Annotated in this window: 21 protein-coding genes; 16 read left to right on the top strand and 5 right to left on the bottom strand. The window is 67.7% G+C overall.

Annotation, left to right across the window (positions count from 1 at the left end):
• Positions 1 to 115 precede the first annotated feature (115 nt).
• Positions 116 to 1,327 (bottom strand): NosD domain-containing protein, encoded by a 1,212-nt coding sequence (locus E0H50_RS32580; RefSeq protein ID WP_131294828.1) that lies wholly within the window; start codon positions 1,325 to 1,327, stop codon positions 116 to 118.
• 36 nt (positions 1,328 to 1,363) lie between these two features.
• Positions 1,364 to 1,543 carry a hypothetical protein gene (locus E0H50_RS32575; RefSeq protein ID WP_131294827.1) on the bottom strand — a complete coding sequence of 60 codons (180 nt, stop codon included), beginning with the start codon at positions 1,541 to 1,543 and terminating at the stop codon, positions 1,364 to 1,366.
• A gap of 217 nt (positions 1,544 to 1,760) precedes the next feature.
• Between E0H50_RS32575 and E0H50_RS32570 the strand changes: the two genes are divergently transcribed.
• From E0H50_RS32570 to E0H50_RS32540, 7 genes are all read left to right on the top strand, one after another.
• Positions 1,761 to 3,071, top strand: a complete 1,311-nt coding sequence (locus E0H50_RS32570; protein WP_131294826.1) for an ABC transporter substrate-binding protein — start codon at positions 1,761 to 1,763, stop codon at positions 3,069 to 3,071.
• Between the two features lie 10 nt (positions 3,072 to 3,081).
• The gene (locus E0H50_RS32565; protein WP_131294825.1) at positions 3,082 to 3,972 is read left to right on the top strand and encodes a carbohydrate ABC transporter permease; all 891 of its coding nucleotides are present in this window, start codon (positions 3,082 to 3,084) and stop codon (positions 3,970 to 3,972) included.
• Positions 3,969 to 4,808, top strand: a complete 840-nt coding sequence (locus E0H50_RS32560; RefSeq protein ID WP_131294824.1) for a carbohydrate ABC transporter permease — start codon at positions 3,969 to 3,971, stop codon at positions 4,806 to 4,808. The genes E0H50_RS32565 and E0H50_RS32560 overlap by 4 nt, the downstream gene beginning before the upstream one ends.
• 23 nt (positions 4,809 to 4,831) lie before the next feature.
• Positions 4,832 to 5,953 carry a glycoside hydrolase family 172 protein gene (locus E0H50_RS32555; RefSeq protein ID WP_131294823.1) on the top strand — a complete coding sequence of 374 codons (1,122 nt, stop codon included), beginning with the start codon at positions 4,832 to 4,834 and terminating at the stop codon, positions 5,951 to 5,953.
• On the top strand, positions 5,954 to 7,012 hold the full coding sequence (locus E0H50_RS32550; protein ID WP_202868432.1) for a LacI family DNA-binding transcriptional regulator: 1,059 nt from the start codon (positions 5,954 to 5,956) through the stop codon (positions 7,010 to 7,012).
• A gap of 12 nt (positions 7,013 to 7,024) precedes the next feature.
• Entirely contained in the window at positions 7,025 to 8,431 is a 1,407-nt protein-coding gene (gene pdxR, locus E0H50_RS32545) for a MocR-like pyridoxine biosynthesis transcription factor PdxR (protein WP_131294822.1), read from the top strand.
• A gap of 95 nt (positions 8,432 to 8,526) precedes the next feature.
• The gene (locus E0H50_RS32540; protein ID WP_131294820.1) at positions 8,527 to 9,021 is read left to right on the top strand and encodes a hypothetical protein; all 495 of its coding nucleotides are present in this window, start codon (positions 8,527 to 8,529) and stop codon (positions 9,019 to 9,021) included.
• A gap of 221 nt (positions 9,022 to 9,242) precedes the next feature.
• Here E0H50_RS32540 and E0H50_RS32535 read toward each other — a convergent pair whose 3' ends face one another.
• Positions 9,243 to 10,070 carry an SAM-dependent methyltransferase gene (locus tag E0H50_RS32535; RefSeq protein ID WP_131294818.1) on the bottom strand — a complete coding sequence of 276 codons (828 nt, stop codon included), beginning with the start codon at positions 10,068 to 10,070 and terminating at the stop codon, positions 9,243 to 9,245.
• Between the two features lie 208 nt (positions 10,071 to 10,278).
• Between E0H50_RS32535 and E0H50_RS32530 the strand changes: the two genes are divergently transcribed.
• Both E0H50_RS32530 and E0H50_RS32525 read left to right on the top strand, forming a co-directional pair.
• A complete protein-coding gene (locus E0H50_RS32530; RefSeq protein ID WP_131294817.1) occupies positions 10,279 to 10,521 on the top strand; it encodes a hypothetical protein in 243 nt (80 codons plus the stop codon).
• An 87-nt stretch (positions 10,522 to 10,608) separates the two neighbouring features.
• Positions 10,609 to 11,337 (top strand): endonuclease/exonuclease/phosphatase family protein, encoded by a 729-nt coding sequence (locus E0H50_RS32525; protein WP_238151539.1) that lies wholly within the window; start codon positions 10,609 to 10,611, stop codon positions 11,335 to 11,337.
• 111 nt (positions 11,338 to 11,448) lie between these two features.
• Here E0H50_RS32525 and E0H50_RS32520 read toward each other — a convergent pair whose 3' ends face one another.
• Positions 11,449 to 11,721, bottom strand: a complete 273-nt coding sequence (locus E0H50_RS32520) for a hypothetical protein (protein ID WP_131294814.1) — start codon at positions 11,719 to 11,721, stop codon at positions 11,449 to 11,451.
• 46 nt (positions 11,722 to 11,767) lie between these two features.
• Entirely contained in the window at positions 11,768 to 12,211 is a 444-nt protein-coding gene (locus E0H50_RS32515; RefSeq protein WP_131294813.1) for an Hsp20/alpha crystallin family protein, read from the bottom strand.
• 128 nt (positions 12,212 to 12,339) lie between these two features.
• On the opposite strand from E0H50_RS32515, the gene E0H50_RS32510 reads away from it, so the two are divergent.
• From E0H50_RS32510 to E0H50_RS32480, 7 genes are all read left to right on the top strand, one after another.
• A complete protein-coding gene (locus tag E0H50_RS32510) occupies positions 12,340 to 12,978 on the top strand; it encodes a hypothetical protein (protein ID WP_202868431.1) in 639 nt (212 codons plus the stop codon).
• 60 nt (positions 12,979 to 13,038) lie between these two features.
• Positions 13,039 to 13,731, top strand: a complete 693-nt coding sequence (locus E0H50_RS32505; protein ID WP_131294811.1) for a hypothetical protein — start codon at positions 13,039 to 13,041, stop codon at positions 13,729 to 13,731.
• Positions 13,732 to 14,041: 310 nt separating this feature from the next.
• Complete coding sequence (gene fusA / locus E0H50_RS32500; protein ID WP_131294810.1) at positions 14,042 to 16,093, top strand: elongation factor G; 2,052 nt, start codon at positions 14,042 to 14,044, stop codon at positions 16,091 to 16,093.
• Between the two features lie 125 nt (positions 16,094 to 16,218).
• Positions 16,219 to 17,298 carry a HupE/UreJ family protein gene (locus E0H50_RS32495; RefSeq protein WP_131294808.1) on the top strand — a complete coding sequence of 360 codons (1,080 nt, stop codon included), beginning with the start codon at positions 16,219 to 16,221 and terminating at the stop codon, positions 17,296 to 17,298.
• Positions 17,295 to 20,930, top strand: coding sequence for an outer membrane protein assembly factor BamB family protein (locus tag E0H50_RS32490; protein WP_131294807.1), 3,636 nt, complete (start codon positions 17,295 to 17,297; stop codon positions 20,928 to 20,930). Before E0H50_RS32495 ends, E0H50_RS32490 begins: the two co-directional genes overlap by 4 nt.
• Before the next feature lie 144 nt (positions 20,931 to 21,074).
• Positions 21,075 to 21,446: a YciI family protein gene (locus tag E0H50_RS32485; protein ID WP_131294806.1), complete on the top strand. Its 372-nt coding sequence runs from the start codon at positions 21,075 to 21,077 to the stop codon at positions 21,444 to 21,446.
• Positions 21,447 to 21,460: 14 nt separating this feature from the next.
• Positions 21,461 to 22,651, top strand: a complete 1,191-nt coding sequence (locus tag E0H50_RS32480; RefSeq protein WP_131294805.1) for an RNA polymerase sigma factor — start codon at positions 21,461 to 21,463, stop codon at positions 22,649 to 22,651.
• Positions 22,652 to 22,672: the final 21 nt, after the last annotated feature.

Raw genomic sequence — 22,672 nt, 5'->3', positions numbered from 1 at the left:
ATTACCTGCTGTTGTGGGGGTGTGGGGTCACAAGAGCCGAAATATCAGGTGCTGGCTCTCCAGAACCTGTCCCACGGCCCCGCAGTCACCGGTCGTGCGCGGTCCCCAGCCCGGCTCACGGCGTGGCCCGGAACCCGTACGTCGCCCCGCTCAGCGCCTGGAACTCTGCCGCGCTGCCGCAGTCGAGGACCTTCGTGTTGACGGTCGATCCATCGAGGACGACGGTGCGTACGGCGACGTTCGCGGCCGTGTGGTTGGTGGCGACGTAGTTGTTGCTCCCCGACTTCACCAGGACGATCGTCGGGGTCGCTCCGGACGGCGTGATGTTCGCGGGTGGGACGTCGAACGAGAAGTGATTGCCGACCACGGTGTTGCCGCTGCCGTTGAGCTGCACGAGCCCGAAGAGATCGTCGAGCCCGTTGTTGTAGCCGGTCATCGCGGGGAACGATTCGGGCACGCGGAGGAAGTGGTTCGATCCGATCAGGTTGTTGTGGCAGGCGCCTTCGAGCTGGATCATCCCGGCGTAGAAGGCGTGCACGCGGTTCGCGCTGATCGTGTTGTTCGTGCTGTTCTTCAGGTGCACCGAGCTCTTGCCGCGCGGGAAGATGTTGTTCCCGGAGACGATCAGGCCGAAGTGGTTCTCGGCGAAGATCGAGAAGCCGACGTAGCCGGCGCCGATCATGTTGTCGTTGACCAGGCAGGCCTGGCCGGAGCTGACGAGCTCGATGCAGCTGCCGTTCTCGCAGAGGAAGTTGTCCTGGATGTGCAGCGCGTCGGCGTCGGTGATCACGATCCCGCGCTCCAGGTAGATCATTCCCAGACCGCGGATCCGCAGCGAGTCGGTGGCGGTGGCCGACCGGATCCCGATCTTGCCGTTGAGGTAGCTGTTCTGGTGCGGCGTGAACGAGACACCGTCCAGGCAGAAGTCGAGCAGTTCGATCGAGCTGAGCCGGGGATCGCCGCTGCGGCTGATCAGGATCGCCTCGGCGTTCCCGTCGGTGTTCTCGACCCGGATCCGGCTGCCGCCCGGCCAGATCTCGTGCCAGCTGGAGGTGTTGCCGGAGTTGTACCGGATGCTCGACGACGTGAAGCCGTGCCCGGATCCCTTGATCTGCAGGTAGCTGATGTCGATCACGATGCGCGTCTTGAGCGAGTAGTCACCCGGCGGGATGTAGATCACCGCGCCGGGCTTGGAGGCCTGCGTCGGCTGGTTCGTCTTGACATCGGCGATGATGCTGTTCACGATCGCGCCGATGTCGGTGTAGGCGGTCGTCGAGGGGCTGCTGGGGATGGTCCAGGTGGTGACGTCGTAGATCGTCGAGGGCATTCGTCGTCTCCTTCGGGAGGCGTGAGCTGGGTTCGGTCAGAGGACGCCGAGGAGCGTGTTGTGCGGTCGCGACGGCGGGTCGGCGGCGACGGCGGCAGCGGCCGGCGTACTCGGCCGCCGGAGGTAGCCCGCGGCGCTCGCGGCGACCGCGGCGGCCAGGAAGACCCGGCGCGACAGGGGAGGGGGCGGGGGAAGGGGCGGGATGGGAGAGTTCATGGCGGCTCCTTCTCGGGTTGCCAAAAGGTTTTGGCTCAGCGGAACTGATCCGAAGTTAGGACCGCCGCCAGGCGGCGGCAAGGTCGCCGTCGCTGCCAAAAGTTTTGGCAGCTGTTTGGCGGAAGTTTGGCGTTGACCGACCGGCCCCGGCGGACCAACACTGCAGCCAAGACGTTTTGCCAAAACGTTTAATCACCAGCCTGAACGGAGCGGGAGCATGAAGCTTCGCAGTACGAGCGGTCGCGTCCGGATCGCGATGACGGGTATCGCCGTCGCGACGAGCGTGGTCCTGGCCGTCGCCGGATGCGGCGCCGGCGGCAGCTCGGAAGGTGCCGCCGGCAAGCTCACCGTCCTGGTGGAGGGTGGCGGAAAGGCCGAGGTCCAGCCGATCGCCGATCTCTACCAGAAGGACACCGGGACGACGGTCGAACTGGTCGAACTGCCGTACGACGGTCTCTACGACCGGATCCAGACCGAGCTCGGCGCGGGCAAGACGTCGTTCGACGTCGCGGCCCTCGACGCCATTTGGCTGAGCGCGTTCTCGGCCGGTGTCTCGCCACTCGACGACCTGTTCACCGACGACGTGAAGAGCGATCTGTTCCCGGGCCTGGTGGCCGAGGCACAGGTCGGCGGCTCGTACGTCGGCATGCCGGTCTGGACGAACTCCGAGATTCTCTACTACCGGACCGACCTGTTCGGCGACCCGAAGGAGAAGGCCGCCTTCCAGGCGAAGTACGGGTACGCGCTGGTGCCGCCGACCACCTGGAAGCAGTACAAGGACGTGGCCGAGTTCTTCACCCGCGACACGAACCGCGACGGCCAGACCGACCTGTACGGCACCGATGTGAAGGGCGCGGTCGAGACCGAATGGCTGGCCACGGTGTCGCAGACCGGCGAGAAGACGATGGTGCTCGATCCGAAGAGCGGCGACGTCACCGTCGATGACGCCGATCACCTGGCAGCGTTGAGCTTCTACACCAGTTTGTTGCCCTACGCACCGCCCGGCGCCGCACAGCTCGACTGGGCCGGCGCGCAGAACCTGTTCTACCAGGGCAAGCTCGCGATGATGCGTTTCTGGGGACACGCCTACACCCAGACCCCGGCCAACGCCGCGGTCAAAGGCAAGATCGGTGTCGCTCCGATGATCGCGGGGCCCGGCGGTATCGCCGGCGTACCGGGCGCCTGGTACCTGTCGGTGCCCAAGGCAACCGAGAAGCAGACCGAGGCCAAGAAGTTCATCGCGTTCGCGTACGAGCACAACGACCTCTCGATCAAGACGTCGCTGGGCCTGGTCTCACGGATCTCGGCGTTCGAGTCGCAGGCCGGCGTCGCCGGTCACGAGAACTACCCGGCCATCCTCACGACGCTGAAGTCTCCCGCGACGATCGCGCGGCCGGCCACACCGAAGTGGCAGGAGATCGTGACCTCGGTGCTGACGCCGATGCTGCAGAAGGCGGTCGCGAAGGGCGCGGACAACGCCGCGCTGCTGAAACAGGCGAAGGCTCAGATCGAAGCGATCGTCAAGTAGGGACACATCTGTGCGCCTCACCGACCGCCGGTTCGCCCTCGCACTGATCGCGCCGGCCGCCCTGTTCCTCGCCGCCTTCGTGGCGTGGCCACTGCTCAGATTCGTCACGAACGCGTTCTACGAGATCTCGCCGATCGCCGGCGGCCCGCGGCGGTTCGTGGGTTTCGGCAACTTCGCGACCGCGTTCGCCGCGCCGGCGTTCCAGGGCGCCGCGCTGCGGACGATCGTCTACACGCTGATCGTGGTCGCGCTCGAATTCACCCTCGGGCTCGCCGTGGCGCTGGTCTTCGCAGCGCTCGGCAGCCGGTCGGCGGTGTTCCGGACCGTGTTCATGTACCCGCTCATGGTCGCCCCGGTGGTCGCCGGCCTGCTGTGGCGATTCCTGCTCATCGACAACTTCGGCATCCTCAACGAACTGTTGCGCCGGGCCGGCCTGCTGCAGAGCACGGACCAGATCGCCTGGCTGAGCAATCCGAAGATCGCGCTGTTCTCGGTGGCCCTGCCGGACATCTGGCTGACGACCTCGTTCATCACGCTCGTCCTCTTCGCGGGGCTGCAGAACGTGCCCGGTGACGTCATCGAGGCCGCCCGGATCGACGGCGTACGGTTCCCGACGCTGCTGTTCCGGATCATCCTGCCGTTGCTGCGACCGGTGATCGCCGTGGCGCTCATCGTCCGCGGCATCGACGCGGCCCGCGCGTTCGACATCATCCTGATCCAGACGAACGGCGGGCCACAGGACAGTACGACGACGCTCAGCCTGCTGATCTACCGCACGATGACGCGCAACGGCGATCCCGGCCTGGCCAGCGCGATGGGCACCGTCTATCTGATCGGCATGCTCGTGGTCGCCACGGTCGCGATCCTCGCCATCTGGCGGCCCGGGAGTGATCAAGCGTGAACGGCCTCGAGACCCGTCGCCGTCCGGCGCGCGTGATCCTGTGGACAGCACTGGCCGCTGTCCTGGTGCTGTACGGATTCCCGTTCGTCTACCTGCTGCTGACGTCGTTCAAGACGCCGCTCGACGCGATCGCCGTACCGCCCCAGGTGTTGCCGTCGCAGTGGACGCTCGACAACTACGTCGCGGCGCTCAGCAAGGAAGGCGTCGTACCGGCGCTGATCAACAGCGTCGCGACCGCGGTGCTCAGTACGGCGTTCTCACTCGCCCTCGGCGTACCGGCGGCGTACGCGATCACCCGCTACCGAACGCCGAGCGGGCGGGTCTTCGTGATCGCGGCGCTGGTCACCCGGATGGTGCCGACGATCGCGGTCGGGGCGCCGCTGGTCGAGACGATGCGGCGGCTCGGCATCTCGGACACCACGATCGGGCTGGCGATCGCGCACACGACGATCTCGTTGCCGCTGTCGATCTGGCTGATGTCGAGCTTCTTCGAGGCGGTCCCGGTCGAACTGGAGGAGGCCGCGAAGGTCGACGGCAGCGATCGGCTGCAGGCGTTCCGGTACGTCGTACTGCCGGTCGTGTCCGGCGGTTTGGCGGTGACGGCGATCTTCGCCTTCCTCGCGTCCTGGAACGAGTTCCTGTTCGCACTGCTGCTCACGTCAGTGCGGGCCCAGACAACGCCGATCGTGATCGCCAACTTCCAGACCCAGTTCGGCCTCGACTGGGGCGGAATGACCGCGCTCTCGGCGGTCTACTCCGTACCCGTCATCCTGCTCACTCTCGCGCTCCAGCGGCACATCGTCGCCGGGCTGACCCTCGGCGCCGTCAAGGGCTGACCCGACTCGTCTACGGAGAAGATATGGAATTCTGGCAACCCAACAGCCCGCTCGGCGGCCTCGCCCACGTGAAGTCCGGCCGGTCGCGACGCGAGTCGAGCTGGGACCGCAGCGGCGGCAACCGGGACTTCGCGGTGGTACCCGCGGGGGAGACCTTCGTGATCGCCGACATCAGCGGCGCCGGGCGGATCGAGCACATCTGGCTCACGACCCGCTGCTACTCGGAGAAATACCTGCGCAAGCTGGTGATCGAGATGTTCTGGGACGGGGAGGAGAACCCGAGCGTCCGGGCGCCGCTCGGCGACTTCTTCGGGGTCGGGCACGCGGTCGCGAAGCACTACATCTCGCTCCCGCTGAACGCCGTGTTCGGCCCGCGGCGGGGTCCGAAGGGGCCGTTCGCGGCCGCGATGAACAGCTACTTCCCGATGCCGTTCGGCAGTCACGCGCGGATCCAGATCCGCAACGAGAGCGATCAGCCGATCGAGAACCTCTTCTACTACGTCGACTACGAGCTCAGCGCGGAGCCGATCCCGGACGACGTCGCGCGGTTCCACGCGTACTACCGCCAGGAGAAGCCGACGACCGCCGTACGGCACGCCACCGATCTCGAGAACCCGGCGCCGTGGGACCTGCCGGGGACGAACCTGACCGGCGACGACAACTACCTGATCCTCGATGCGACCGGCACGGGGCACTACGTTGGCTGTGTGCTCAGCATCGACAACTTCGACGCCTCCAACCAGGTGTTCACCTGGCCGGGGGAGGGCGACGACATGTTCTTCATCGACGGGGAGGTCTGGCCGCCCTCCTTGCACGGGACCGGTACGGAGGACTACTTCGGCGCCGCCTGGGGATTCCCGAGCGGGGAGTACGCCGGTCCGTACCACGGCATCACGCTCGGTGCGAGCCCGCAGGAGCACTTCGGGCTGTGGAGCATGTTCCGCTGGCACATCGAGGACCCGGTCCGGTTCGAGAAGAGCCTGCGGGTGTCGATCGAGCACGGCCACGCGAACGATCAGGGGAACGACTACTCGAGCGTCGCGTACTGGTACCAGCTGGGCGATCACGCGCCGCACGCCGAACTGCCACCGGTCGAGGAGCGGCTACCGCGACGATGGCCGGAACACGGGCTGTGGGACGAGTAGATGCCTGACGAAGACGCGGTCGTGCCGAAGGTGGGCATCCGGGATGTCGCGCGCGCCGCGGGCGTGTCCGTCACGACGGTTTCGCATGTACTGAACGAGACGCCGCACACGCGCACGAGTGAGGCGACCCGGGACCGGGTGCGATCGATCGCCCGGGACCTGGGGTACACGCCGAACCGGCTCGCCCGCGGGCTGCGGACCCGCGCGTCGGACATGATCGGACTGCTCACCGAGGAGATCGCGACCACTCCGCATGCCGGCCGGATCATCCTCGGCGCGCAGGAGGAAGCGAGCCGGCACAACCTCACGCTCGCGATCATCAACTCGCATCTGGACGCCGGTGCGGACGCCCGCCGCGCCGACGCGCGGGCGCTGATCGAGCGTCAGGTCGACGGCATCATCTACGCCACGGTCTTCCATCACGAGGTGTCGGTACCGCGCGAGCTGCGCGCGGTACCGGCGGTGTTGATAGGAGCCCTGGACCGGCAAGGCGTCGTACCCGCCGTGCTGCCGGACGAGGCCAGCGGGGCAGCGGATCTCGTCGCCCTGCTGGCCGACGCCGGGCATCGGCGCATCGCGTTCGCGGACTCGAGTATCGAGGTTCCGGCCACCAAGGGCCGCCTGGTCGGGTACCTCCGCGGCCTCGAGCAGGCGGGCATCCCGCGTGACGACCAGCTGATCGCCTCAGGGGTGTCGGAGGCCGGCGGCGGCTACACGGCCAGCCTCGAACTGCTCGACCGCGACGATCGGCCGTCGGCGATCTTCTGTTACAACGACCGGATGGCGATGGGCGCGTACCGCGCGGCACAGGAGCTCGGCCTGCGAGTTCCCGACGACGTGTCGATCGTCGGCTTCGACGACCAGGCACCCATCGCGGCCAGCGTCCACCCGGCCCTCACCACCGTCGCCCTGCCGCACTACGAGATGGGCGCCTGGGCGGTGGCCACGTTGACGCGCCTGATCCAGAGCAGCAGTACGTCGTGGTACCGCTCGACCCACCCCACCTGGCTACCCTGCCCGGTCGTCCTCCGGGAGTCAGTTGCCCAGAACAACCGTTGAAGGGGTGCTTGGATGGATCTGCATCTGAATCTCAACCATGACAGCGGGTTGGCCGAGCAGATCCACACCCAATTGAGCCAGCAGATCGCGAGCGGTGCCTTGCGCGAAGGCACGGTGTTGCCGTCGTCTCGTGAGCTGGCCGGGCGGTTGGCGGTGTCGCGGGCGACGGTGGTCACGGCGTACGAGCGCCTGGCCGCGCACGGGTTGATTCGTTCACGCGCCGGGATCGGCACGATGGTGAGTGCGGGCCGCGGATCGGCTCCGGTTGCGCAGGTCGAGTCGCCGTTGCGGCCGCGGGCGGTGTGGGAGGCCGAACCGTTCGCCGTACCCGATCCGGCGATGCCGGCCGCCGAATTCAACTTCGCGCCTGGCGTCCCGACGCATGCGGAGTTTCCCTTCGCGCAGTGGCGGGCGTTGCTCAGCGATCAGCTCCGGACGAGCACCGAGGCGGGCTATGCCGATCCGGCGGGATCCGCACGGTTGCGCGAGGCGCTGGCTCGCCATCTTGGGGTGAGTCGGGGCGTGCGGGTCGGGGCCGGGCAGTTGGTGATCACGACGGGTGCGCAGCAAGCGTTCGATATCGCGGCGCGGGTGCTGCTCGAACCCGGCGATACGGTGGCCGTCGAGGATCCCGGCTATCGGCCGGCGTACCGCGGGTTCCTCGCGTACGGCGCCCGTGTCGTGGGGGTACCGGTCGATGCGGAAGGGCTGGTGGTCGACCGGATTCCGCCGGAGACGCGGCTGGTGTACGTGACACCGTCCCACCAGTTTCCGCTCGGCATGCCGATGTCGGAGTCCCGCCGTACCGAACTGCTGGCCTGGGCCGCGCGGCACGATGCGGCGATCGCCGAGGACGACTACGACTCGGAGTTCCGCTTCACCGGACGACCGCTCACCCCGTTGCAGGCAACGGATACCGAGGGTCGCGTCCTGTACGTCGGGTCCTTCTCCAAAACACTGCTGCCGGCGTTGCGGGTCGGATTTCTCGGCGTGCCGTGGACGCTGGCCGAGGCCGCGCGGCGCGCGAAGTTCGCCGCCGACTACGGCACCGCCGGACATCTGCAGGCCGCGCTCGCGGAGTTCATCGAAACGGGTGACCTGGCGCGCCACCTTCGGCGGATGCGGCGTACGTACGAGCGCCGCCACGACGTCCTGATGAGCGAACTGCATGATCAGTTCGGCGGCGTGCTCGAGCCGATCGGCTCCAGCGGCGGGACGCACACTGCCGCGCTCCTCACACCCGGAAACGCGGATGACCTGGCCCTGACCGACCGTGCTCGCGTGGAGGGAGTGCTGGTCGGCGCGCTCTCGCGCTGGGGACTCCAACGTCCCGGTCCGAACGGCTTCGTCTTCGGGTACGGCGCCATCCCCGCCGAGCGGATCCGGGACGGTCTCGCCGCGCTGCGTCGCGTTATCTGATCGAGATTGGACTGGCGCAGAACGCGCCGAACCGGCCCGTCCGCCGGTCAGTCTCCGGTCCTACGCTGCGGCGAACATCCACGACAGGAGGCACGATGAGATCCTTGCGCGTCATCGCGTTCGCCGTCGCCAGTGTGGTGACGGTGGCCGGCTCGTCCTTCGCGTACGCCCGTCCGCACTGCCAGCAGGTCGAGGCGACGATTATCGACCGGGTCGTCGACGTCGGCTGCCCGACGGGCGTCCCGGTGTGCGTCGCCGGCACCTTCCGCGGCAAGCACGGCTTCAACGGGACGGACGTGTTCGTGCTCGGCTCTCGGGGTGTTCCGCCCGCGACCGCACCCGCGTATCGTCCGGTCAGTGGGACGATCACGCTCACGTTCGACGACGGGTCGACGCTCACCGCGCTCGAGACCAGCATCGGCAACGTCGACACCACGACGGGCGAGGGGCACGCCGGGGGCACCCAGGAGTTCACCGGCGGCACCGGCCGCTACGCCGGCGCGACAGGGTACGCCTACCTCAGTCAGCACTGGGAGACCGACCACTTCGTCACCCACATCGAGGGCGAAGTCTGCCGCCCGAAGAGCTAGAACAACTGGTGCACTACCGCGCCAGCTGAACAGGCTATTTCGGCTCGCCTGTCCGACATATGGGCGGTGACCAACGGCGGTGCCCGCGACGGTCATCCAGGGCCTCGGCAAAGTTCCTGGCACCTTCAGCGACCCGGCCTACTTCCGCTAGGTCCCACCGATCGACCCACTCGTGGGCGAGGCAACGGCGCGCATCCGGGAGGATGCGCGCCGTTCGCCGATCAGACCTTCTTCGCGAGACCTGCCATCAGGATCCGCTGGTACGGCGCGAGATCCTCCGCGGCCGGTACGTCGGCGTCCGGGTCCTCCGGGAACCAACGGGCCAGGAAGTCCAGGCCGGGCGGAACCAGTGGCATCCCGAGGAAGTGCTGCGTGATCCGCTCCGGGGTCCGGATCCAGCCGTTGCCGAGGCTCTCGAGGCCGGCCCGCTCCATCGACTTCTGCAGCGGCTCGCCGGTGTCGACGAAGTCGGTGATGAACAGGTAGCTGCCCGGGGCCAGCGCGTCCATGATCGTGCGGACCCACTCGTCGGGCTTCTCGTCGTCGTGGAAGTGCATGTGCAGACCGACGACCATCAGCGCGATCGGACGCGAGAAGTCCAGATGGTTCCTGATCTCCTCGTTGTCGAGGATCGACTGCGGCTCGCGCAGGTCGGCGGTGACGACGATCGTGCTGTTGTTGGTCGCCAGCAGCGCCCGGCCGTGCGCGAGCACGATCGGGTCGTTGTCGACGTAGGCGGCCTTCGCGTCAGGGTTGATCTCCTGCGCCGCCTGGTGGGTGTTCTTCTGCGTCGGCAGGCCACTGCCGATGTCGAGGAACTGGTCGATCCCCGCCGTACGCACGAGGTAGTGGACCCCTCGGACCAGGGCCTCACGGTTCTCGAGCGCACAGCGCCCGGCGTCCGGCACGTACTTCAAGTACAGTGCGGCGCCCTCGCGGTCGGCTGCGAAGTTGTCCTTACCACCGAGCAGAGCGTCGTAGACGCGGGCGATGGTCGGCTGGGAAGTGTCGAAACCCGGATCGTAATCCGAGCCTTCTGATGGGGCCATTGGCGCAGCCTTCATGTCGGGAAAGGAACCACTCGTCATCCTAGGGGAGCCCGAAGTCAATTGACACCCGGGTGCGGCCTGTCGGAGATACCTGATTCCTCAACGGATAAAGGTGTTCGAGGGGCCCAGTTTCCGACATATCGACACCACTTTTCGAAACCCTTCCGCCGTTAACCTCCGAGTTTTCTTCGATCGCCTCCTGACTGCGTTGAATTTGGACCATGCGCAGGAGTTCCTGAGCGAGTACCAGCAGGCCGGCGGCCCGGTCCGCCCATCCACTGCCCTGATCCCGCTGATTCGAGCACGCCTCCGCAGCGGCATCGCCTTCTGGCGCCGCGTCCAAGCCGCCGACCCCGCCCAGGACCAGGCAATGACCACAGCCTTCGAGACGCTACGTCACGTTCGCTGGGACCCAGCCGCGGTCGCCGCCCCCGTTACGGCGTGGGACTGACGATGTTGCGGAATCCGAGGCGTGGTGGAGGAAGGGCTGGGTACCGGTCGGGTGTAAGGACGAGAGGGTGAGACAGTCGTGAGGTTCATGACGTGGAACGTCTGGGGACGGTTCGGTGACGAGTGGGTACGGCGGCAGCGTGCGATCGCCGATACGGTCCGGGCGCAACGGCCGGAGTTCGTTGCACTGCAGGAGACCTGGCGTACCGACGGGCAGTCGCAGACCGATCTGCTCGGGTTCGAACTGGGGATGACGCCGGTGTTCGCGCCGTCGCGGATGCCGCGGGATCCGGACCCCGACGTACATCTGGGACTGGGGATCCTGAGCCGCTTTCCGCTGCGGCAGGTCGAGCAGCACCGTCTGTCGGCCGGTACTGTCGCGCTCCGGGCGGAGATCCGCCTGGGCACGCACAGTCTGCACTTCATTACGAGCTGCCTGGACTGGGAAGAGGACCACGAACGTGAGCGCTTCGCGCAGGCCGAATCACTGGCCGGCCTGGTGTCGGAGCTCAGGGCAGGCGGCGACGGGGTGGTCGTGGCGGGTGATCTGAACACGCCACCGGACCGGCCTGAGCTGAAGCCGCTGCTCGAAGTACTCGACGACTGCTGGCAGCCGAACGGGTACGACGGCGCGACGTACAGCTCGCGCAACCCGTACCTGGGTCATGGCGAATGGCTCGAGGACCACCGCATCGACTACATCCTGGCCAACGACAGCCTGACGACGCGCGGATCCCACCTGGTCGGCCTCGACGAAGACCACGGCCGCCCGCCCTCGGACCACTACGCGGTCGTCACCGACGTACTGGTCGGCTGATTCGCGGCGGCCCGCCTGGTCGAGGGGGTGACTCGGCGGGCGGCCGCATCATCGGTCAGGAGTTCTCTCGAGGGTCTGGTCTTCACCTCCTTCACGCAGGGATCGAATCTGTCAGCAGCTTCGGCGCCGCGGAGGGCCGCGGGCACGGCCAGCAGGCCGCCGCGGCAGCAGCCGCCCGAGGCCACCGGCGCCCCGGCGCGTCCGTCGCGACGGTGGCCGTGCCGGATGCCCACCGCCGGGTGGGCAGGGCTTGTCGAGCGGTGGCTCGCTCGGCGACTCCCAGCAGGCAGCGATCAAGGCGTCGAACTCCGCGTGGACCAGCTCGTCGTCGGCGAGCATCAGGTCGAGGAAGGCCTCGTCGAGTTGCTGTGTGTCCACCGTCATCGATCTCACTCCATCGACAACAACAAGCCCTGTCACCGGCGCCCGGTCAGGCGTTGATCTCCTTGCGATCGCCTTCGGTGCTCGCGATCGAGATCTTGCGGGGCTTGGCCTGTTCGGCGATCGGGATCCTCAGCGTCAGTACGCCGCTGTCGTAGCGAGCCACGATCCGGTCGGCGTCCAGCGTGTCACCCAGGAACAGTTGCCGGGAGAACACCCCGAGTGGGCGCTCGGCAACCTGCATCTCCACGTCCTCACCGAGCTCGAGCGGCCTGCGCTCGGCCTTCACGGTCAGTACGTTGCGTTCGACGTCCAGCTCGATCGCGTCCGGTGAGACACCGGGAAGATCGAACGAAACGACGTACTGATCGCCTTGCCGGTAGGCGTCCATCGGCATCGCGGTCGGCCGTGACCACGTGCCCGGCGCCTGGCTCCCCAGCACCTGCTGGGCCAGCCGGTCGAACTCCCGGAACGGGTCTGTGCGCATCAACATCGTCTGCACCTCCTGTGGCATCAAGTCAACTGTGGTGTCAATACGCCCTTCTGATATAGCATGTCATCGAAGCGATGACAAGTAGGGATGTCGTCCAATCGCTGACATGGACACGATGAGGTGACTGAGTGGCTGCCGACAACCGAACGGACGATGCGCGGTCACCGGTCGCGGCCGCGCTCGCCGCCGTGGAACAGGTTGTTCGGCAGCTCGACGAAGGCCCGGGGCCCGGCGTCGGCTCGGCGGACGTTCTCGCCACGCTGACCGAACTGCGAGCCGTGCAAGATCGCCTCGCAACCTGGGAGCCGCTACTCATCGGTGCGGCGCGCGACCAAGGCATCAGCTGGGCCGACCTTGCGCCGGCGCTCGGCGTCGCCAGCCGCCAGGCCGCCGAGCGACGCTACCTGCGACTCAACCCCCACAGCACCGACCACGCGGACATGACGGGGGAACAACGAGTGCAGGCAGCTCGCGACCGCCGCGCCGGTGAACGCGCTGTCACGCACTGGGCCCGGGACAACGCGGCCTACTTGCGTCGTCTCGCCGCGCAGATCACGGCGCTCGACGACCTCGACGCCGCGACCCAGGAGAGTGTCGATCGCCTGATGCACGCGCTCGGCGACAACGACACTGCGACGTTGCTGGTGCCGTTGGCCGAGGCCGGAGCCCAGCTCGAGAACAGCAACCCCGCCTTGGCCGGGCAGGTCGCCGACATCAACCTGACCACCGACCAGCTACGCGACGAACACAGGACCCGAGCGCAGTAGCCGGCAACGTAGCAACCGGCCGGCGGCTTCCGGGCGGCACTCGTGGGAGAGTTGCTCGCGATGACGATCTTCACGTTTCATCTTGCGGAGCTCCCGCCGGCGGCGACAGCCGGGGCGCTGTGGAAGGCGCCTGCACCCACGGACGGGTTGCTGTACGCCGAGTGTCTGGCGTTGATGCGGCTTGGTGCGCCGACTGTCTCGCCGGCTCGTATGCAGCTGCGCCGGATGGCGATGTTTGCGCGGTGGGAGGACGAGGCAGCGATCGAGGCCTTCCTGGCGGACAACTCCGTGGGCAGGCAGTTGGCACCAGGATGGCATGTGCGCCTGCAGTTCCTGCGCCGTTGGTCGCGGCTTGCGGCGCTGCCTGACCTCCCGGCGAGAGCAGGTGAGTGGGATGCTGCCGAGCCCGTCGTGGCGGTCACGCTGGCCCGGTTGCGCCTCCTGGAGGTGCCGAGGTTCCTCAAGTGGGGCAAGCCCGTGGAGCGGCTGGTTCGCGACCATCCGGGGACCACCCTGGCGCTTGCCGCAATGCGCCCGCCCAGGACGATCTCCACGTTCTCGGTCTGGCGGTCCGTGCAGGAGATGGAAGAGATGGTGCACGGGCACAGCACCGTGCCGGATCCCGACCGTCATGCCGCCGCCATGGTCGAACGCCGGCGCAGGGACTTCCACCACGAGTTCGCCACTCTGCGGTTCCGGCCGCTGTCGGAGCACGGCTCGTGGCAGGGGAGGAGCGGGATCGTTCCCCGGTAGGGGACAGCGGTGAAATCCGGTGGTCCGGTATCGCCGGTCGCCTTACGCTTGGCTCGAACTGCTTTGACGAGTGAGGGGAGCCCGGCCGTGCGTTACCGCATCGCTGTGAGCGTTCCCCGGTCACGGTACGACGTGATCCTGGTGTCTTCGTGTGTCAGGTGCCGGCTGCGCGGTCGGCCCCTGTCCCTGACGAACTGACCGAGTCTGTCCTGCAGGCGGCTGCGTTCCGAGCAACCGCCGGGAGTATGGCGTGCCGTTTCGTCCGGGAATCGCGCTGTCCTGATCCGGATCATCCGAAAGGCCATCGGCCATGCGTACGAACCTTGACCACCGTCAACAGAACCTGTCCGGCCTGCGCAACGTCGGCATTCTCGCCCATGTCGATGCGGGCAAGACCACCGTCACCGAACGGATCCTGTATCTCACCGGCACCACCCACAAGCGCGGTGAGGTCCACGACGGCACGACGGTCACCGACTTCGACTCCCAAGAACGCGACCGCGGGATCACGATCTTCGCCGCGGCGGTGAGCTGCGACTGGGTCGGGCACTCGATCAACCTGATCGACACCCCGGGCCACGTCGACTTCTCCGACGAGGTGGAGCGCTCGCTGCGGGTGCTCGACGGTGCCGTCGCGCTGTTCGACGCCGTCGCGGGAGTCGAACCGCAGAGCGAGTCGGTCTGGCGACAGGCCGACCGGCACGGGGTGCCGCGGATCGCGTTCGTCAACAAGATGGACCGCCCCGGCGCTGACCTCGACGCAGCGGTGGCCTCGATCCGCGAGCGGTTGCACGTGACCCCGCTGGTGGTCCAGATGCCGATCGGGACGGAGGCCGAGTTCAGCGGAGTGATCAACCTGATCACGATGCGGGCGTACGTCTGGAGCGACGACACGTTTGCGGACGGCCCTGTTCCCGAAGCCCTTCGAGAACAGGCGATGCGACAGCGCCGGCTGCTCGAGGAGGCGGTCGCCGAGCTCCACCCGGTCGCGCTGGACGAGTTCTCTGCGCGGTCAACGGTCTCGTCGGAGACGCTCGCTGTGGCACTGCGGGACCTGACCCGGTCTGGTACCGGCGTGGTGGTGCTGTGCGGGTCGGCGTACCGCAACCGCGGGATCGAGCCGTTGCTGGACGCCGTCGTCGCCTATCTGCCTTCGCCCGAGGAAGTGCCCCCGGTGCGCGGTATCTCGGACGGCGCCGTACAGGAGCGTGCCGCCGACCCGACGGCACCGTTCGCGGCGCTCGTGTTCAAGGTCAACTCGACCGCCACCGGGCGGCTCACGTATCTGCGGGTGTATTCAGGAACGATTCGGAAAGGAGAAACAGTGGTGGACGCGGGCATGGGACGCACTGAGCGGATCAGCCGGATCCTGCGTGTGCAGGCGGACCAGCACGCGGAGGTCCAGCAGGCGTTCGCCGGCGACATCGTCGCGGTCGTCGGGCCGAAGTCGGCACGAAGCGGCGCCACCCTGTGCGCTCCGGCGGCACCGTTGGTTCTCGAACCTCCAGCCGTGGCCGATCCGGTCGTCTCCGTGGCAGTCGAGGCTCGCAGGAGCGCCGACACCGACCGGCTCGCGTCGGCGCTGGCGCGACTGGCCGACGAGGACCTCTCGCTGACGGTCCGGACCGATTCCGAGACCGGTCAGACGCTGCTGTCGGGTATGGGTGAGCTGCACCTCGAGGTCGCGGTGGAGAAGGTACGTCGTGCTCACGGGCTGGAGGTCGGCGTCGGCCGGCCGCAGGTGACCTACCGCGAGACGGTCGCGCGCGGCGTGTCCGGGCTGGTGTACCGGCACGTCAAGCAGGACGGCGGGGCAGGCCAGTTCGCCCAGATCACCCTCGACGTGGAAGCGCTGGAGGGGGAGGACTTCGCGTTCGGGTCGGTGGTCGTCGGTGGACGGGTGCCGCAGGAGTATGTCCGTGCAGTCGAAGCAGGCTGCCGGGATGCTCTGGCCGAGGGGCCGCTCGGCGGGCACCGGGTGACCGGGGTGCGTGTCACGCTGACGGATGGGGCCACCCATTCGAAGGACTCCTCGGAGCTGGCGTTCCGTACGGCCGGCCGGCTCGGGCTGCGGGAAGCGTTGCGTGCCAGTGCGATGGTGCTCCTGGAACCGGTCGCCGAGGTCACGGCGACAGTGCCTGAGGATGCCATGGGCGGCGTACTCGGCGACCTCGCGGCACGGCGTGGACGGATTACGGGTACGACGGCGCGGCCAGGCACGATGGTGATCGTCGCGACGGTTCCGCTGGCCGAGTTGTTCGGTTATGCAACGCAGTTGCGCAGCCGGACGCAAGGCCGGGGAACGTTCACCACCCGAACCACCGGCTACGCCCCGGCACCAGCCGCGAGGTCCGAGGAGTAGCCCCAAATGAGCAGCCCCGCCCGCCGGGCGGGCGGGGCTGCTCAGTCCCAAGAGCGACCAGCGTTGGCGGCTTGTTTGCTGGGCGGTCACTGAGACGTTGCCGGAGTCGCGTGGGATGAGACCTCATGCGGCGTCTGCTGGTGCTCACCGGGCTAACGGTCCTGTTGTTCCTGACTGGTGCCTCGTCGGCCTCGGCCCACGTCATCGCGTCGACCGGCTACTCGAGCGTCCACCAAGAAGGCAACCGGGTCACCTGGCTCCTCAGCCTCGAGTACGACGTACTCTCGCGCGCCGTCGCCCTAGGCGCACCGGCGAGCGACGACGGGCAACGGGCGCAGTCCCTGGACAACGCGAAGAACGAGATCGGTGAGTACCTGCACGACCGTGTGATCGTCTCGGTCGACGGTGCGGCCTGCGAGCCCGCGCTGGAGACGACTGCGATCGGCACACGCGCCACCAAGGCGTACGCCGACCTGGGCCTCGTCTTCGAATGCGCCGGCTCGACCGGCGCCTTCAGCCTCAGGTACGACGTGTTCGCGGCCGAGGAAGCCGTCGCCGACGACCACACCAACCTCGCCGAGTACAGCTTCGGGGACGCGTCCGGCCGGATGGTGTTCGACCGGTCGCACCACGACTTCACCGTCGGCGACAACACCGTGGCGAGCTCCAGCCTGCAGTTCGGGAAGATGGGCGTCGAGCACATCCTGCTCGGCCTCGATCATGTGCTGTTCGTGGTCGCGCTGATCCTCGGCGCGGCGAACCTGCGCGGCCTGGTGCAGGTCATCTCGATGTTCACCGTGGCGCACAGCGTCACCCTCGTCTCCACCCTGCTGGGCGGCGTGTCCGTGCCGGCGGTGATCGTCGAGCCGCTGATCGCGCTGTCGATCGCTTTCGTCGCGGTCGAGAATCTGCTCGGCTCCACCCGCCACCGACTCCCGGTGGTCTTCGGTTTCGGTCTCCTGCACGGCCTCGGCTTCGCCGGGTCGCTGCGGATCACCGATCGGGTCAGTCCGGAACTCCTCGTGTCCCTGCTGAGCTTCAACGTCGGCATCGAGGTCGGCCAGGCGCTGCTGCTCCTGGCCGTGTTCCCCCTGGTCCTGCTGATCCGCCGGACCCGCGTCGCGGTTCCGGTTGTCCGCTCGGCGACCGGGGTCGTCGCCGCCTTCGGCCTTTACTGGTTCGTAGAAAGGTTCTTTCTCGCATGATTCGCCTGACCCGCTCGTCTCGCGATCAGACAACCAAGTGGCACAAGCTCCTGTACGGCGTGACCGGCGGCCTGGCCGTACTGGTGATCGCCGTACCGCTCACCGGCGTGGTCGCGGACGCCGTTGACGGGCCGAGCGCCACCATCACCGGCACGGTCTTCGAGGACCGGGACGCCGACAACCGGATCGACGCCGGTGAGCCCGGCCTCGCCGGCGTCGCCGTGTCCGACGGTCAGCAGATCGTCACGACCGACGCGCACGGCCGCTACACGTTCACCACGAACGTCGAGCGCCGTGACGTCGACCTCGTCTTCGTCACCCAGCCGGCCGGGTACGACGTCGGTACCGACGACAACATGACGCCCGAGTTCTTCCGCAACCTCGGGCAGCTCGTCGACGGCGACAGCAAGGAAGCCAACTTCGGCCTGCGCAAGAACAACAAGTCGGCGAACGGCGGGTTCACCTTCGGCAACGTCGCCGACCCGCACGTGAACGCCCAGCTGCCGGAGCAGATCGCCGAGATCAACTCCACCAAGCAGGATCTCGCCTTCATCCAGGTCAGCGGTGACCTGACGAACAACGCGACCGACGCGGAGTTCGAGACGTACAAGCGCGGGACCGCGAACTCGAAGGTCCCGGTCTGGCCGGCCGTCGGCAACCACGAGTACTCGGCGGGTACGACGTACGCGATCCGGATCAACAACTACCGCAAGCACGTCGGCCCGGAGTGGTACTCGTTCGACTACAGCGACCGGCACTTCCTGGTCCTGGAGAACAACGGCGCCGCGCCGTTCGCCGAGCAGTTGGAGTGGGTGAAGGCCGACCTCGCGAAGCACATGAGGCCGGGCAAGCACCTCGTCGTACTGACTCATCAGCCGATGAACGTGCCCTTCGGTTCGCCGTCGGTGTACGACGAGTACGGCAAGGTGCTCGAGCAGTACGGTGCCGAGCTGATCCTGGTCGGCCACGAGCACTCCAACGACGTGGAACCGAAGAGCGATTTCGCCGGTACCGCGAAGCACATCCAGACGGTGTCGAGTTCGTACACGATCGACAACGCGCCGCGCGGGTTCCGGTTCGTGCACATGAACAACAAGGCGTTCGACAACCCGTTCCGGATCTACGGTGCGGAGAAGGACCTGACCGTGGTCTCGCCGGCACCGGGCTCGTCGATCCCGCTCGACCGGTTCCCGGGCATCCAGGTGAACGCGTACGACACCACCGATCAGCCGGTCCGGGTCCGCTACAAGCTCGACAGGACCGACTGGCGCTCACTGCAGTCGACCGGCGAGTTCACCTGGTACGCCGATCTTCCGCGGGGAGTCCGTCCCGGGAAGCACCGGATCGTCGTGGAAGCCGCCGACAAGAACGGCGCGACCTGGACACGGACCTCCGACTTCACCTTCACCAGTGAGAAGGCGATCCAGCCGGTCGCCGGAGCGGACTGGTCGCAGCACCACGGCGACGCCATGCACAGCGGTGTCGCGACGGACGCGATCGCGGCGGGCCAGCGCCTGGCCTGGTCGTTCCGCACCAAGGGCACCTTCGTCACCGGCTCGCCGGTGATCGTCAACGGCGTCGTGTACGCCGGCACGCGGGACGAGAACGGCGATGGCACCAGCGCCGTACACGCAGTCTCGCTGGCGACCGGCAAGAAGCTGTGGAGTTACAGTGTGCCGTCGTCGGTCCATGGCAGTGTCGCGGTCTCGGACGGTCTCGTCTACGTCCCGACGTTGCGCGGCTCGCTGTTCGCGGTGGACGCCAAGACCGGCAAGCTGAGGTGGCGGAACGACCCCGGACCGGCACCGGAAGGCAACAACCAGCGCACCTACGGCTACTACGGTGTGACTGTTGCTGATGGCAAGGTGTTGTTCCCGTATCAGACCCGCTTCGGCGAGGCGGCCACCGGTCTGCTGCTCGCTCTGGACGCGAAGACCGGTCAGCGGGTGTGGGCGTCGCCGATGGCCGGCAACACGATGAGCGACGGTACGCCGGCGGTCGCGGACGGCCGCGTGTACGTCGGCAACCAGGACGGCAGCGTGGTCATCGCCTACGACCTGAAGACCGGCGCGAAACTCTGGCAGGGCACCGACACCCTCGGCGGCTGGCAGGACGGCATCCCGTCCGCGGCCGACGGCAAGGTCTACATCGGCTCGAACAACGGCATCGTGGCCCGGGACGGTGCGACCGGCGCGGTGTTGTGGTCGTACACCAGTTCGCATCCGTCGCTGGTGAGCAGCGGCGCGACCCCGTCCGCGGCGGCGATCAAGGGCAACACGGTCTACATGTCCTTCCCGAGCGGCTCGGTCACTGCGCTGAACGCGACGACAGGTGCGGTGATCTGGGACCAGTTGCTGCCGGGTTCGCAGTACCGGGGTGGCTCCTTCACCTCGCCGGCGCTGTCCGGGACCACGCTGTTCGTCGGCGCCAACAGTGGTGGCTTCTACGCGCTGGACGCGCGGACCGGCCAGCCGCTGTGGTCGCAGGACATCGGCACCTGGGTGTCGGCGGGTCCGGCGGTCAGCGGCAACACCGTGGTCACGGGTGCGTTCGACGGCAACCTGTACGCGTTCACCCCAGGTGGCCCCGTCGCCAAGCCTTGGCCGCTGGTGTCCGGCAAGGTCACCAACAAGACCACCGGCGCAGCAGTTGCCAACGGCACCGTGCTGGTCGTCCAGGACGGTACGGCGATCGGCCGTACGACGACCGATGCCACTGGCAACTACCAGGTCGGGCTCTCGAAGGGCGCGGGCACCTACACCGTGCAGGTCGCCCAGCTCGGGTACGCGACCGCGGCGCACGAGGTCGAAGCGGGAGAGAGCGGCACGTACCAGGCCGACCTGGAGGTGTCGCCGGTCAACGTCGACGCGAGCATCGGCAAGCGGCTGCCGAGCGGGCTGGTCGAGGGCGGTGTGGGTGACATCGTGATCGAGAACAAGCACCTCGCGATGGCGATCGCGAAGGTGTTCCAGGACCCGCAGATGACACCGTCCACTCCCGGCAAGGTCGTCGATCTGGCGATCACCGGCCAGCCGGACCAGTTGGACTGGATCAACCTGCCGTACGTCAGTACCACCGAGCCGACCGGTGGCAGCGCCTGGCAACAGTTGCAGGTGCGGTCGACCGACGTACGGATCGTCGAGAACACCGGCGAGCGGGCGGTCGTCCAGGCCACCGGGACCTCGGCGGAGAACCCGAACCTCAAGGTGGTCACGACGTACACCGCGACCGCGGACGAGCAGTTCGTCACCGCGGCGACGACCTTCACCAACGCGACCGGCGCACCGCTGACGGTGTGGGCCGGCGACGCGCTCGACCACGACGGCGCGGGCTCTCGCTCGGCCGTCTCGGGCAATGCTCCCGTCACCAGTGGCGGTCCGTTCGCCCAGACCCCGGACGCCAAGCGGTGGATCGGCCAGTCCGGTACGGGCACCGACAACCAGACGTACGGCCTCGTCTACGGCACCGCGAGCGGTCCCTTCACCGGATACTCGCAGTCGATCTGGACCATGTCGAAGTTCAAGCTCGACCTCCCGGTTGACGGTTCCCACACCATCACCCGCCGGATCGTCGCAGCCTCGAACGGCGGAGGAGCCGACAAGTTCGCCGTACTGAACCAGTTCGCCTTCTGACTTGACCCCAACGGCTCACCCGGCGCCCACCCCGGCGCCGGGTGAGTCGCGTTCGGAAATTGAGATGCTGTGGTGTCCTGATCGTGTGCCTGTCGTTCGTCACACGGTTGGAGCGGGACGGTCCCGCGGATTCGAGGGGTCGAGATGAACCAGTACTTGTTGTCGGTGTACGACGGTGGTGGGAGCGGACCGGGCACGCCGGAGGAGATGCATGCCTTCATGGGCCGGGTGATCGCGCTCGAGGAGGAGATGGACGCGGCGGGCGTGTTCGTGTTCGGTGGCGCGCTGCACAGCGCTGACGCAGCGACGGTTGTGCGGGGTGGGACCGGCCTGGACAAGGTGACCACCGACGGGCCGTTCGTGGAGGCCAAGGAGCACATCGGCGGCTTCTACGTCATCAACGCCGACGACCTGGACGCGGCGCTGGTCTGGGCGGAGAAGGTCGTGGAGGCCATCGATCGCGACATCGAGGTACGGCCGTTCAGAGCGACGGGCCGGGTGCAGGCCGGGTCGTGATCGGGCGCTGACCCATGGAGGACGTCGAGCGCGCGTTCCGTGACGCCCACGGGCGGGCCGTGGCCACGCTGGTCCGGCTGTTCGGTGACATCGGCCTCGCGGAGGACGCCGTACAGGACGCCTTCGTCACCGCGATGGATCGGTGGCCGCGCGACGGCGTACCGGAGAACCCGGCCGGCTGGATCGTCACGACCGCACGGAACCGGGCGGTCGATGTCGTACGGCGGAACGCGCGCGGACGCGAGTTGACGAGGGAGATCGCCGCCGATCAGCAACGGCGCGCGTCCGATCCGGCGGATGACGATCAGCTGAGACTGATCTTCACCTGTTGCCATCCGGCGCTGCGAGACGAGCATCAGGTGGCGCTCACGCTGCGTCTCGTGGCCGGTCTCGGCCTGTCCGAGTTGGCATCGGCGTTCCTGGTCAGCGAGGAGACGATGGCCAAGCGTCTGGTACGGGCGAAGTACAAGATCAAGGCCGCTCAGATCCCGTACCGGGTGCCGGGTGATGCCGAGTTGCCGGGGCGGTTGCGGGCGGTCCTTTCGGTGCTTTACCTGGTGTACAACGCGGGTGACGAGAGCGGGCAGGTGCACCTGCGCACCGAAGCTGTCCGGCTGACGCGGCTCCTGGTACGTCTGATGCCTGCCGAGCCGGAGATCGTCGGCCTCCTCGCGCTGATGCTGCTCGGCGAAGCGCGCCGGCCGGCCCGTGGCGACGACGGGATCGGAGTGCTGCTCAAGGACCAGGATCGCTCGCTGTGGGACCATGCCCTGATCGACGAGGGGCAGACGCTCGTGCTGTCCTGCCTCCGGCGGCGACAGCTCGGACCGTTCCAGTTGCAGGCCGCGATTCAGGCATTGCACTGCGCCGCAGCCAAGTACGAGGACACGGACTGGACCGCGATCGTCCGCTTCTACGACCGGCTGCTGAAGGCGATGCCGACACCTGTCGTCGGGCTGAACCGCGCCATCGCCGTCGCCGAGACCCAAGGTCCCGCTGCCGGGCTGGCCCTCCTCGACGGACTGACCGACGAACTCGACGGCTATCACCTCCTGCACGCCGCACGCGGTCGCATGCTGAACAGTCTCGGCCGACGAACCGACGCCGCGGAAGCCTTCACCCGAGCAGCAGCCCTGGCGAGAACCGAGCCCGCCAGACTCTTCCTCCAGCAACAGGCCGAGTCCACCCGCGGGCCGATCGGATGACGTTCAGGTCGATCCCAGGTC

The sequence above is a fragment of the Kribbella sindirgiensis genome (assembly GCF_004331435.1).
GTDB classification, from domain to species: Bacteria; Actinomycetota; Actinomycetes; order Propionibacteriales; family Kribbellaceae; genus Kribbella; species Kribbella sindirgiensis.
The sequence above is the reverse complement of the archived record's forward strand: the minus strand, read 5'-3'. Positions and strand labels throughout refer to the sequence as shown.

Excerpts from the sequence above, each read along its gene's own strand:
- E0H50_RS32580 (WP_131294828.1), bottom strand. The coding sequence starts at position 1,327 with ATGCCCTCGACGATCTACGACGTCACCACCTGGACCATCCCCAGCAGC.
- E0H50_RS32575 (WP_131294827.1), bottom strand. The coding sequence starts at position 1,543 with ATGAACTCTCCCATCCCGCCCCTTCCCCCGCCCCCTCCCCTGTCGCGC.
- E0H50_RS32570 (WP_131294826.1), top strand. The coding sequence starts at position 1,761 with ATGAAGCTTCGCAGTACGAGCGGTCGCGTCCGGATCGCGATGACGGGT.
- E0H50_RS32555 (WP_131294823.1), top strand. The coding sequence starts at position 4,832 with ATGGAATTCTGGCAACCCAACAGCCCGCTCGGCGGCCTCGCCCACGTG.
- E0H50_RS32550 (WP_202868432.1), top strand. The coding sequence starts at position 5,954 with ATGCCTGACGAAGACGCGGTCGTGCCGAAGGTGGGCATCCGGGATGTC.
- pdxR (WP_131294822.1), top strand. The coding sequence starts at position 7,025 with ATGGATCTGCATCTGAATCTCAACCATGACAGCGGGTTGGCCGAGCAG.
- E0H50_RS32540 (WP_131294820.1), top strand. The coding sequence starts at position 8,527 with ATGAGATCCTTGCGCGTCATCGCGTTCGCCGTCGCCAGTGTGGTGACG.
- E0H50_RS32535 (WP_131294818.1), bottom strand. The coding sequence starts at position 10,070 with ATGGCCCCATCAGAAGGCTCGGATTACGATCCGGGTTTCGACACTTCC.
- E0H50_RS32525 (WP_238151539.1), top strand. The coding sequence starts at position 10,609 with ATGACGTGGAACGTCTGGGGACGGTTCGGTGACGAGTGGGTACGGCGG.
- E0H50_RS32520 (WP_131294814.1), bottom strand. The coding sequence starts at position 11,721 with ATGACGGTGGACACACAGCAACTCGACGAGGCCTTCCTCGACCTGATG.
- E0H50_RS32515 (WP_131294813.1), bottom strand. The coding sequence starts at position 12,211 with ATGTTGATGCGCACAGACCCGTTCCGGGAGTTCGACCGGCTGGCCCAG.
- E0H50_RS32505 (WP_131294811.1), top strand. The coding sequence starts at position 13,039 with ATGACGATCTTCACGTTTCATCTTGCGGAGCTCCCGCCGGCGGCGACA.
- fusA (WP_131294810.1), top strand. The coding sequence starts at position 14,042 with ATGCGTACGAACCTTGACCACCGTCAACAGAACCTGTCCGGCCTGCGC.
- E0H50_RS32495 (WP_131294808.1), top strand. The coding sequence starts at position 16,219 with ATGCGGCGTCTGCTGGTGCTCACCGGGCTAACGGTCCTGTTGTTCCTG.
- E0H50_RS32490 (WP_131294807.1), top strand. The coding sequence starts at position 17,295 with ATGATTCGCCTGACCCGCTCGTCTCGCGATCAGACAACCAAGTGGCAC.
- E0H50_RS32485 (WP_131294806.1), top strand. The coding sequence starts at position 21,075 with ATGAACCAGTACTTGTTGTCGGTGTACGACGGTGGTGGGAGCGGACCG.
- E0H50_RS32480 (WP_131294805.1), top strand. The coding sequence starts at position 21,461 with ATGGAGGACGTCGAGCGCGCGTTCCGTGACGCCCACGGGCGGGCCGTG.